Below are 10,265 nucleotides of genomic sequence, written 5' to 3' on the forward strand. Positions count from 1 at the left end.
GCATTACTGATGAGATTTTGAAACAACTGCAAAAGCTGCGATTCGTTTCCGCAAACCTTTGGAAGAGGGGAAATATTTATTGTGGTCTGCGATTCCTCTATAACAGACTTTAATGCCGTGCATGTTCTTGTAACTACCTCCCTTAAATCGATAACGGTATGTTCCGCTTTTAAAGAACTGATTCTTGAAAATTCAAGCAGGTCAAGTATTAAGATCTTCATCCTTTCTGCTCCATCAACTGCGAAACTTATGTATTTCTGTGCAGTATCATCCAGTTGGTGGTCATACTTTTTTTTGAGCAACTGCAAAAAACTGGTAACCATCCTTAATGGTTCCTGCAGGTCGTGTGAAGCAACGTAGGCAAAACGTTCCAGTTCTTCGTTGGATTCCGAAAGTTTTTTTGATTGCTTCCTGATGCTTTCATGTAATTCCGTCAACTGCGCTTCAGCAAGTTTCCGGTAAGTAACATCCCTTGCTATGCCATACCTCATTTTATCGTTGGCATGCCAGCTGGCCGACCACTCAATATGTACCAACGAACCATCTTTACGTACATACCTGTTGGTGAAGTTGGGCGTATTATCGCCGATCATAACCCTTTCTGCCGATAGCTTGGTTTTATCGCGATCTTCGGGATAAACAAAATCAAAAATTAATTTGCCAACAAGTTCTTCAGCCTTGTACCCAAATACAACTTCGCAAGCCGCACTAACTTTTTTAAAATAACCATTAACATCAACAACACAAATAACATCTAAGGATGAATCCATTATTTTATTGATATCATTCAATGTTTTTTGAAGTGCGTGAGCACCGGTCCTTATTTTGCTTTCAGCATTTTTGCGTTCTGTGATATCGTGGCAGGTACCAATTGCACGAACCGGATTTTTTTTATCATCACGAATAATGCGCCAGCGCTCTTCTACCGATTTTATATTACCACCAGTTGTTATAATCCGATGCTCAATTGCATTATCAGCACTGCCTTCAAGCGAATCCGCAAATGCTTTACCAACTTTTGCACGGTCATCAGGGTGAACAAATTCAAGAAAACCCGGATGAGATGATTTAAATTCAGACGGGTCAAGTTCAAATATCCGGAACGTTTCAGTCGACCATATTACATTGTGATTTGACAGATCGGTTTCCCAACTACCCACCTTCGCTACGGCCTGTGCTTCTGCCAGCCGTGATTCGCTTTTTATCAGCAGTTCTTCCTTAGATTTCTTTTCGGTTATGTCCCGTGAATAACATGCTACTGCGATAATTTTTCCATCTTTATTGATAGGATTAAAACTTGTTTCCGTCCATGACTCCGGCCTGTTTGAGATTGCCGGTGTATATATGTCTTTTTTAAGAGACTCACCTATTAAGGCTTTATTATAAGCATCCTTCCAGAAAAATAAATAATCATCCTGAAAAACATCTCTCATTAAAAGATCATCGCCGGGCTTAACAGTAACGCCTGTAAACACTTTCATGCTTTCTATAAAAGCACTATTTGCTGCTATAAGCTTAAAATCACTGCTCACACTCCATATCAATTCATCAAGGCTGTTAATCAGCTCTTCATAGTTCAACTTTTGTGCTAAAGAGTCATCCGCTAATGTTTCCTCTGGCATTTTATTTATTGTTATCCGTCTTTGATGAATAACAGATCGTTCTAAGGTTTACCCGGCGTTAACCGGGTATGTGTGAAAAATAGACCGGTAATTTTATCAGATCGAACCTGGCTTTTTTATTTGATAGTGTAATAAATAAACTATCCGGGCATAAGCTTTTTTAAGTGATAGTCTTACTATTTCCTTGAAGTTAGACTAATCAGGAGCACCAATACGTTTTTGTGAGCCAATTAACAAAGACTGTTTGTTTTAGTTCATTTACTATCATGATATAGAAAATCCTCTACAGTCGTTTCAATTATCAACTAAAGATTTTTGTCTCCACAAGCAAAGAAGGCCACTAAAATAAGATATGAGATACACGATTTCCTCCCACAATTAACGAGCCGCATATTATTATTTGTTAAGGGCAAGGCAGGTAGTTGCATGATTTGGCCGTTGATACTTAACTTTTGCTAAGGCTGTTAACACGGTTAATAGAAAAAGCCCGGATGGAAAATCCGGGCCTCACACTTTGTATCCACTGAAAACTATATTCTGTTTAATAATGAAGACTATTGGATGCTTTCCTAATTCACCAGCGAATCACTTTTAACTGTATTCATTTTCATTTTATCCATACTCATCTTACTCATTTTTCCATTCATGAAAATACAGTCGCCGTCTTTCATCATCGTAGTGGTACCGTCCTTCATTTTTACCGTGCCATCCTGCATTACAATGGTTCCGTTGTTCATGGTCATGTCCTTGTCCATATCCATAGTTTGGCCATTTTTCATCACCATCATTTTGCCATCTTTCATCATTACACAATCTCCTTTCATCATTTCTCCCGATTTCATTTTATGCATTTTGCCCATGGTTGAGTCAGCCTGTGCAAAAGCGCCTGTAGTTAATACAGTAATAAAAAGGGCTGCAAATATCTTTTTCATGTTAATAGTTTTTTGTTTTACATAGGTTATGCTTTTGTAAAACGATTATTTAAATTGTTTAAAAAAACAGTTGTCAAATGTGATGCCACGTAATATACGGCTGCCGAACCCGGTAAAAATATTTTGTTCTACAAAGTGTGAAAGGCGGAGCCGGATTTTTCATTGAATTTTTTAGAAATACCTTTTTTGGTATTTTTTTTGATCTTAAGCGAGCATTGTGAAAGTTCAGTTTAACAACATAAAGCCTTTATCCAAAGGGATGATAGAATGCCTTATGGATTGCCACGAAAGGGAATTGATGAACATGGCGCCGAACCCGGCAACTGTCAAATACGTGGCAGGTTTATTAAAAAGAAGATTATTAACCTCCCGGGTTTTTAAGAACGATAAGGGAAAAAATTATATTTCGCTATACACTACTCAACTGGGGCGGGATTATTTAGATACTATAAGATGATTTATTTGCACGGCTGAAAAATACTGGTTATAGCATTTTAAAAGTAACCACAAACAAATGCCGGAAAAAGAATAAGACTGCTTACGTTTTTTCTCTGCCAGAAAAAAATAAATGGCTATCATTATAACAAACGGGACTAATCATTCACTCTTACGGTTATAACGACGAAGTTGAAAGAATAGGGTGGGAGCAGCTGCTGCAAAGATGGCCCTGACGTGCATTTCATGAGCTTTGTTTAATCAACAGCAGTTCCTGCCGACTAAAAATACCAGGCAATAGAATAAAAAATAAACTCTTATTTATAAATTTAGCAGCATCCCGTAATTTAATCTCTTATATGAACGTACAAGAACAAATCAAAAAGTATATTGCCAACCAGCCTGAACCAAAACGTAGTGACATGCAAGCGTTAAACCGCATAATTCTGCAAATAATGCCAGCATGTAAATTATGGTTCCTTGATGGTAAGAACAATGAAAATAAAACTGTTTCTAATCCCAATATTGGATATGGGCTTCACACTATACAATATGCTGATGGAACAGCAAGAGACTTTTATCAAATTGGTATGAGTGCAAACACGACCGGGATATCAGTCTATATTCTTGGTATAAAGGATAAGACATACTTAGCCAAAACGTATGGAAAAAAAATAGGAAAGGCCAGCGTGAGCGGATATTGCATTAAGTTCAAAACGCTGAAAGATATAAATATTGATATACTTGAAGCGGCAATACGATATGGGACTGAGACTTCGCTCCGGCAGTAGCACTTCAGCCAACTCAGGCTTAAACCGAAGTTCTCTGTCGCTTCACTTCGTTTATACCCTAATTGTCCTACGCATTGTAAATCGGCCCGCCCCCGAATAGACAACTTAAAAATAGCTTTTGAGCAGTACGGAAAAATAATTGCATAAAAATTTGCGAAACCGAAACGTTGCGCATATATTTGCAACCGATTAGTTTCATTAAATAAATAAAACAAATGAGGAGAGACATTTTTCAGGCCATAGCCGACCCGACAAGGCGGGCTATTATAGCCTTAATTGCATTGCAGGCAATGACACCAAACGCCATTGCCGAAAATTTCAATACTACGAGACAAGCTGTTTCAAAACACCTTCGCATTTTGACAGAATGCGAATTAGCAAAACAAGAACAACGTGGCAGGGAAATTTATTACTCTCTTGAAATTGAAAAGATGAAAGAGATTGATAAATGGCTTAGCCAATACAGGAAAATTTGGGAAACCCGGTTCAATCAACTTGACAATGTATTATCAACAATAAAAAAACAAAAAAAATGAGCAACACTTTAGTATTTGATTTTACCGTTGACAAAGCAGCAAAAACGGTATACATCACCAGGGAATTTGACGCTGAACTTTCACTGGTATGGGATGCTTTTACCAAAGCAGAACTATTAGACCAATGGCTGCCACCCAAACCAATGACAGCCAAAACAAAATACCAGGATTTTAAAGTTGGCGGCAAAAGATTTTATGCAATGGTAAGCCCCGACGGACAAGAACATTGGGCAATACAGGAATACACTTCCATTACTCCAAAGACCAATTTTAAAATGTACAATGCTTTTGCTGACAAAGATGAAAACCCTCAATTACCGGGTTCTGAATGGGATCATACGTTCAGCCAGCAAAACGGTACAACCAAAGTGAGCATCACTATTTATAACGAATCCCTCGAAAGATTGGAGAGAATACTTGACGGCTTCACGAAGGGAATGAAAATGTCATTGAACAACCTGGAAAATTTATTGGCAACCTTATCGCAAAAATGATTTTCGTTTTCAAAACATCTGTCAGAACTAAAATGCAGGCAAAGGAACTTAAACCGCATGTTGACAAAATATTGCCCAACGCAAAATGGAATTTTGACCTTGAAGATGTCGATAAAATTTTGCGTGTTGACAGCGAAGAAAATATCGTTTTGAAAATAATTAATTTGTTAAGGAGGCACAACTATAGCTGCGAAGAATTAAAGTAAATAAAACATCAGAAAGTAAACAATATAAAAAACAAAAATTTATGGCACTTATCAATCCTCACATCAACTTCAATGGAAATGCCGAAGAAGCATTCAATTTTTACAAATCTGTATTTGGCGGAGCGTTCACAAAAATTATACGCTTCAAAGATTTATCAACTCCTGAACATCCAATAGCAGAAAGTGAAGCAAATAAGATAATGCACATTGCTTTACCAATCGGTAATAGTATTTTAATGGCGAATGATGTTCCGGATTTTTTGGGACGCGTAAATGAAAATGAAAACAGGTCTAAGATATTTGTTACTGCAGAAAGTCGTGAAGAAGCGGACAAATTATTTAACGGGCTCTCAGCAGGCGGAACTGTTGAAATGCCTATTGGGGACAGTCCATGGGGTACCTATTTTGCTATGTTTAGGGATAAATATGGTATTGAATGGATGGTAGAATTTGCTTAAAAATATAAAGAGCAAATGTGGCTGTCCTGGTACACTCCAGGTGTGGCGGTACTTATTTATTTCAAACGGCTAGTTGCCGTGGGAAAATACTTCGTGATTGTTTAATTGTTTTGAAGGTCTGAAAGACTATGCCACCCATGCGTGGATCATTTCAGTAAAGGTGTGCATATAATTTTTTCGCGTTTTGACCGTTCTGAAACAATAACAATCTGATGACTAATGAAAAAACTTGTTGCCGCTTTAACGCTCACGCTTTCCATTTCAATGCTTTATGCCCAGCGGGTGGATCTCGACCGATTTAATTTCACCGTGTCCTACCGCGATTTCCCGGAGAATCCCTTGCCGGAAGCATATAAGACCTATAACATCCGGCTGGAAGCATCCCCTTCACTGGGCCTCGGATATACAGCTGCAAGCCTTGCCGGTGGCATCCAGATCGAAGGGTTAAAAAAGGTAGATGGCATGGGCCACATCACCATCCTGTTAATGCTGGATGACCTTGTTTTTGAAAAGCCGGAAACTATGGAGAGAATACAAACATCAAAAGATAAACAAGGCAATGAAATAAAAAAATCATGGTTTTCCACCAGGATGGACTATTCTTTTGCAGCAAGGTTGTCGGTTTATGATTATAAAGGAAATACCATTGTCGATAACCAGGTATTGTATGACCGGAACAGTAACAGGAACTATCAAACCCCGGAGACAAATTCGGCAGAAAATGCGACCAGCTATTTTAATAATAAGATCGGTGAAATAAGATCCAACCTTGTTAATAATCTTACGGGGGGCATTATTGCTCAGGCTAACAACTTGCTGAATGCACAATACGGGTATCCTGTCAGGCGAGCGAATGACATACTTTGGATATTGAATAATAAGCGTCACAAATCATATGGCGATCACCAGAGGGCATGGAACGATTTCAAAAATGCCATCGTATTGATGAATGAAGATGAACCCCTGGATAAAGTGAAAAGGAAAATGCAGCCCGTAATCGATTACTTTGAAAAGGTGAAAACACAATACGTTACTTCGAGCAAGGAAGACCGGAAAATGCGGTACGCCAGTTATTATAACCTCGCCAAGATTTACCTCTACCTCGATGAGCCGGAGAAGGCCATGACAGAAGCGGATGGCCTCGCCATGAATGATTTTGACGACAGGGACGGAAGGGCGCTACGGCAGTCAGCAGAAATGCTGGAAGATAAATTAAAGAAGAATAATGCGGATACCCGTCACTTCGCAATAAATTTAAATGATTATGCTTCTCCCTGCTTTCGTTAGTTTAACCCTAACCGTTAGTTGTACCTTCATGGGCTGTTGGAATGCTAACATGGCAAAAATCGTTTATTATCAATCGCGCCGGCGATACTTGTTATGCTTGTTGTGACTGTGACGATCACCTAAATGAAGGCCGTTATCATGGTGGCGATGTTCTGTGCCGACATAATAGGTTCGTTCACATCCTGTCGCAATAAAGCCCGCTAATAATAACAAGCCCATTAGTTTAATTACACTTATTTTCATAATTTTTGTTTTCATATTCATATCAAACGCCATGCCCTCAAATACTCATTGGTTTATATAAAAAGTATTGCGGGCCTAAGGCTTTTCGATTAGCCCTACATGTTAGCCTCGCTTTGTTATCCGAAAGTAATTCCAGTAACAAACGCATCTTTAAGGCAAAAATTGGATGAGATGAGCGTAATAAGTTTCTTTAAGCTGGTAATGGTGGAGCTGCCGGTGATATTTTTAGCCGGCGTAATGGTAAGCATCTGCCTAAATGAAACATCGCGAACAAATTCACCCAGGCTTTCGTAATCGATAACCCAAAAACCTGTCGCTTGCAATGGGGATAACACTTTTATGCCAATGATACTATGGTTTTTTCACCATCTAAAAATCTTTGGCCCTATCATTGTGTTACCCAATCCAATAATTGTGAAAGAATATGGAAAAGAAAATGTTTGGAATTATACTAACCGTTCTCGGAATTATCGGACTAATTATAGCCGCCGTGTTTTTTATGAATTCTGGAAAAGGGACGCACAATTTTAAAATGATTACCGTCTCCTCCATATTGGGCATAATATTTTTCTTTACGGGTATAGGTTTACTTAAAACAACGAAAGATACGTCTGCCTGAATAATTCCTTTGAGTTTCGGCCGAACGTTGACGGTACCATATCCATGAAAATAAAACATGTGAAAGTGCTAAAATAAAATCCCATTCAAAACTGACGAATTTTTTTATGCGGATTCCAGGTTGTCTTGAAAAAAATTCCTCTGTAAAATTCTATTTCCCCGGGTTATAATGTATATCCCAATGACAGGCCGGCGTAAGGAATCACTTTGCTTCCAAAGATTATTGGGCCGGCAACAATTCTTCCGATAAAACTTTTGGTTGGCTTCGTGTACCGGCAACCGATATGTGGGTAAAAGAAAACGCGACCGGCTTTTTTGCCATTAAATTCGCCGTGTTAGATAAAGATTATGGACGAGGTATGAATGTGGGTTTTGATGCAAAATGTTATGGTAATGTCTCAACCCTTATAAGCCGGGTCTGCTAATAATCAGCATTAATTAAAATAATTAAGCATCCTAAAAAAATCGTGGGAAATATGCAGTCGGAGTAAATCCGTCACTTTATTTAGTTTAGTCATAACCGTTAGTTGCGCATGGCAGGAACCTAACCGGTATGCTCACTTACACAATAAATCCTTGCTCATGATACGAGCTGTTAACCGGTTAATTTCCTGATCTTATCTCCAATAAGTTTTTTATCGTTAGATGTTTTGGTAAGTTGCCATGCGGTTTGCAAATGAAGCAATGCTTTTTGATTATCGACGTCTGTATATAACCAGCCCAAAAGTGAGTGGTATAAATGATTGGATGTAAGATTAATTTTTTCTGCTTCTATAATGGCTTCTTTTTTTCCATTTGCTTTGGCAAATGCGTAGGTTCTGTTCAATGCGGCAACGGGCGAGTATTCTATAACGAGAAGCTGGTTATATAACTGCAAAATGTTTTCCCATTTTTCTTTGCTGTCTTCCTGTCTGGTATGCATACACGCAATGCCCGCTTCCAAATGATATTTTGAAATTGTATTGCCCCGGGATGCTTCATCTAAAAAATATTTTCCTTGTTCAATTAGTTCGTTATCCCACAGACTTGCATCCTGGTCCCCATACAAAACAAGTTCACCTTGTTCATTAATGCGTGCATCAAATCTTGAGGCTTGAAAGCACATTAATGTCAGTAATGCATTTACTGTTGGTTTATTCGTTTGTTGATTTTCGGCCAGCACGTACGTAAGTCGCATAGCTTCCAGGCAAAGCTCTTTTCGCAACACCGCGTCATTGCTTGCAGAATAATAACCTTCATTAAAAAGCAAATACAGCGTCATCAAAACTGCCGGTAACCGTTCATCAATTTCGGCCAGCGAAGGTTGCTTTATTTCAACTTTTTCGTCGCGTAGTTTTTGTTTGGCACGCTGTAGTCTTTTATAAATTGTTTCTTTGTTGGTAAGGAAGGCGCCGGCAATTTCGTCCGTTCCGAACCCGCAAAGCAAGGTCAGCGCCAAACCTATTTGCGCTTCAACTGGATTACAGGGATGACAAACCACAAACATCATTGCAAGCTGGCTGTCGTTGATATTTTTTGTAGAAAGATCAATGTCGATTTGCGTTGTGCTTTCTGCGGTAAACGTAATTTCTTTTGAAACTTTTTGTAAGAAGATGGAATGATGTTTCAAATAATCTTTGCTCTTATTTTTTGCTACGGTATACAGCCAGGCTACCGGGTTTTCAGGCAATCCTTTTAAGCCCCATAATTCGGATGCAGAAAGAAAAGTATCACTGGCAATATCTTCCGCAATTTCAATATGCTCAATACCGAATAGTCTGCAAAGCACGACAACAATTTTACGGTATTCTGTTCTGAATAAATGCGGTATCAATTCCTCCTGGTGCATAAAGCAAATTAAATTTCAAAAAAAAATACCCCAATCTTCCGGGCACTGATTTCTTTATAACGAAAGATTGGGATATACAGTTTTACATCGCGCTTATTTCTCTCACTTCCACGCTTCCGCCATTAAGAAATACCGGGCAACCTTTTGAAATTTCTGTTGCCTCATCTAACGACCCGGCTTTGATGATAGAATAGCCACCGATAGTTTCTTTGATCTCGGTGTAAGGCCCGTCGGCAATCACATTATTTGGTTTTACTACTTTTCCGGAAGGTTCCAAACGGTTACCACGATCCGTTAATTTGTTTTGCGCAGCAATGCTGCCAATCCAATCCATCCAGCGTTTCGTCATTGCCTGCATTTCTTCAGGCGATCTTTTAGGCATTTCGCTGTAGTCCATTCTGAATACTAATAAGAAATCTTTCATTTTGTTTACATTTTAAGTGTTTAAAAACAAATAACGACCGGCTTTAAAAGATTGGACAACTTAAATAAATTTTATTTTTAAAGAAAAATTTGAAGATAAAAGCACCGGTCAAGTCTATAATACCAGGAAATTAACAACGGCCGCTTCGGCTTCCTGGCATTGAAGATTTATCCGGAACACCAACCCAAACTCAGAAGCAAGAAAAAGCATTTGAAGTTATGTCGAAAAAATGATCACCTACTTTTTTGCATATTACATTTTTGCCGACATAATGCGTTAATACCTCCGTAACATTTACTGAAGCGTCTTTTACAAATTAATTCTTGCGTTAATGATCGTTAAGTAAAATTGTTTTCTTTGTCTGTTAATGGGTTTGATTTGGGCAATCCAC

Annotated in this window: 13 protein-coding genes; 7 read left to right on the plus strand and 6 right to left on the minus strand. The window is 38.5% G+C overall.

The features are described from left to right. The coding region (locus ACO1O5_RS01565; RefSeq protein ID WP_486267808.1) for a PAS domain-containing sensor histidine kinase at positions 1-1,622 on the minus strand (1,622 nt) is incomplete at its 3' end. Between the two features lie 569 nt (positions 1,623-2,191). Then, entirely contained in the window at positions 2,192-2,554 is a 363-nt protein-coding gene (locus tag ACO1O5_RS01570; RefSeq protein WP_486267810.1) for a DUF6799 domain-containing protein, read from the minus strand. A gap of 217 nt (positions 2,555-2,771) precedes the next feature. Here ACO1O5_RS01570 and ACO1O5_RS01575 point away from each other — a divergent pair, with 217 nt between their 5' ends. The 7 genes from ACO1O5_RS01575 to ACO1O5_RS01605 all read left to right on the plus strand — a co-directional run bounded on the left by ACO1O5_RS01575 (position 2,772) and on the right by ACO1O5_RS01605 (position 6,761). Beyond that, the gene (locus tag ACO1O5_RS01575) at positions 2,772-3,011 is read left to right on the plus strand and encodes a hypothetical protein (protein ID WP_486267812.1); all 240 of its coding nucleotides are present in this window, start codon (positions 2,772-2,774) and stop codon (positions 3,009-3,011) included. A gap of 337 nt (positions 3,012-3,348) precedes the next feature. Then, the gene (locus tag ACO1O5_RS01580) at positions 3,349-3,780 is read left to right on the plus strand and encodes a DUF1801 domain-containing protein (RefSeq protein WP_486267814.1); all 432 of its coding nucleotides are present in this window, start codon (positions 3,349-3,351) and stop codon (positions 3,778-3,780) included. Positions 3,781-3,995: 215 nt separating this feature from the next. Next, the gene (locus ACO1O5_RS01585) at positions 3,996-4,316 is read left to right on the plus strand and encodes an ArsR/SmtB family transcription factor (protein ID WP_486267816.1); all 321 of its coding nucleotides are present in this window, start codon (positions 3,996-3,998) and stop codon (positions 4,314-4,316) included. After that, positions 4,313-4,810: an SRPBCC family protein gene (locus tag ACO1O5_RS01590; protein WP_486267818.1), complete on the plus strand. Its 498-nt coding sequence runs from the start codon at positions 4,313-4,315 to the stop codon at positions 4,808-4,810. The genes ACO1O5_RS01585 and ACO1O5_RS01590 overlap by 4 nt, the downstream gene beginning before the upstream one ends. Next, positions 4,807-5,016: a hypothetical protein gene (locus ACO1O5_RS01595; protein ID WP_486267820.1), complete on the plus strand. Its 210-nt coding sequence runs from the start codon at positions 4,807-4,809 to the stop codon at positions 5,014-5,016. Before ACO1O5_RS01590 ends, ACO1O5_RS01595 begins: the two co-directional genes overlap by 4 nt. A 41-nt stretch (positions 5,017-5,057) precedes the next feature. Beyond that, the gene (locus tag ACO1O5_RS01600; RefSeq protein WP_486267822.1) at positions 5,058-5,474 is read left to right on the plus strand and encodes a VOC family protein; all 417 of its coding nucleotides are present in this window, start codon (positions 5,058-5,060) and stop codon (positions 5,472-5,474) included. 219 nt (positions 5,475-5,693) lie between these two features. Continuing rightward, positions 5,694-6,761, plus strand: coding sequence for a hypothetical protein (locus ACO1O5_RS01605; RefSeq protein ID WP_486267824.1), 1,068 nt, complete (start codon positions 5,694-5,696; stop codon positions 6,759-6,761). A 69-nt stretch (positions 6,762-6,830) separates the two neighbouring features. Here ACO1O5_RS01605 and ACO1O5_RS01610 read toward each other — a convergent pair whose 3' ends face one another. The 4 genes from ACO1O5_RS01610 to ACO1O5_RS01625 all read right to left on the minus strand — a co-directional run bounded on the left by ACO1O5_RS01610 (position 6,831) and on the right by ACO1O5_RS01625 (position 9,874). Then, positions 6,831-7,004, minus strand: coding sequence for a hypothetical protein (locus ACO1O5_RS01610; RefSeq protein WP_486267826.1), 174 nt, complete (start codon positions 7,002-7,004; stop codon positions 6,831-6,833). A 116-nt stretch (positions 7,005-7,120) separates the two neighbouring features. Next, the gene (locus ACO1O5_RS01615; protein ID WP_486267828.1) at positions 7,121-7,327 is read right to left on the minus strand and encodes a hypothetical protein; all 207 of its coding nucleotides are present in this window, start codon (positions 7,325-7,327) and stop codon (positions 7,121-7,123) included. Between the two features lie 890 nt (positions 7,328-8,217). After that, entirely contained in the window at positions 8,218-9,450 is a 1,233-nt protein-coding gene (locus ACO1O5_RS01620; protein WP_486267830.1) for an RNA polymerase sigma factor, read from the minus strand. A gap of 82 nt (positions 9,451-9,532) precedes the next feature. Beyond that, a complete protein-coding gene (locus ACO1O5_RS01625; protein WP_486267832.1) occupies positions 9,533-9,874 on the minus strand; it encodes a YciI family protein in 342 nt (113 codons plus the stop codon). Between the last annotated feature and the right edge of the window lie 391 nt (positions 9,875-10,265).

This window comes from Ginsengibacter sp. (genome assembly GCF_057362405.1).

What these genes read in the sequence shown, in the direction of transcription:
- ACO1O5_RS01620 (WP_486267830.1), bottom strand. Translation starts at nt 9,450, where the DNA reads ATGCACCAGGAGGAATTGATACCGCATTTATTCAGAACAGAATACCGT.
- ACO1O5_RS01605 (WP_486267824.1), top strand. Translation starts at nt 5,694, where the DNA reads ATGAAAAAACTTGTTGCCGCTTTAACGCTCACGCTTTCCATTTCAATG.
- ACO1O5_RS01595 (WP_486267820.1), top strand. Translation starts at nt 4,807, where the DNA reads ATGATTTTCGTTTTCAAAACATCTGTCAGAACTAAAATGCAGGCAAAG.
- ACO1O5_RS01610 (WP_486267826.1), bottom strand. Translation starts at nt 7,004, where the DNA reads ATGAAAATAAGTGTAATTAAACTAATGGGCTTGTTATTATTAGCGGGC.
- ACO1O5_RS01625 (WP_486267832.1), bottom strand. Translation starts at nt 9,874, where the DNA reads ATGAAAGATTTCTTATTAGTATTCAGAATGGACTACAGCGAAATGCCT.
- ACO1O5_RS01590 (WP_486267818.1), top strand. Translation starts at nt 4,313, where the DNA reads ATGAGCAACACTTTAGTATTTGATTTTACCGTTGACAAAGCAGCAAAA.
- ACO1O5_RS01585 (WP_486267816.1), top strand. Translation starts at nt 3,996, where the DNA reads ATGAGGAGAGACATTTTTCAGGCCATAGCCGACCCGACAAGGCGGGCT.
- ACO1O5_RS01600 (WP_486267822.1), top strand. Translation starts at nt 5,058, where the DNA reads ATGGCACTTATCAATCCTCACATCAACTTCAATGGAAATGCCGAAGAA.
- ACO1O5_RS01580 (WP_486267814.1), top strand. Translation starts at nt 3,349, where the DNA reads ATGAACGTACAAGAACAAATCAAAAAGTATATTGCCAACCAGCCTGAA.
- ACO1O5_RS01570 (WP_486267810.1), bottom strand. Translation starts at nt 2,554, where the DNA reads ATGAAAAAGATATTTGCAGCCCTTTTTATTACTGTATTAACTACAGGC.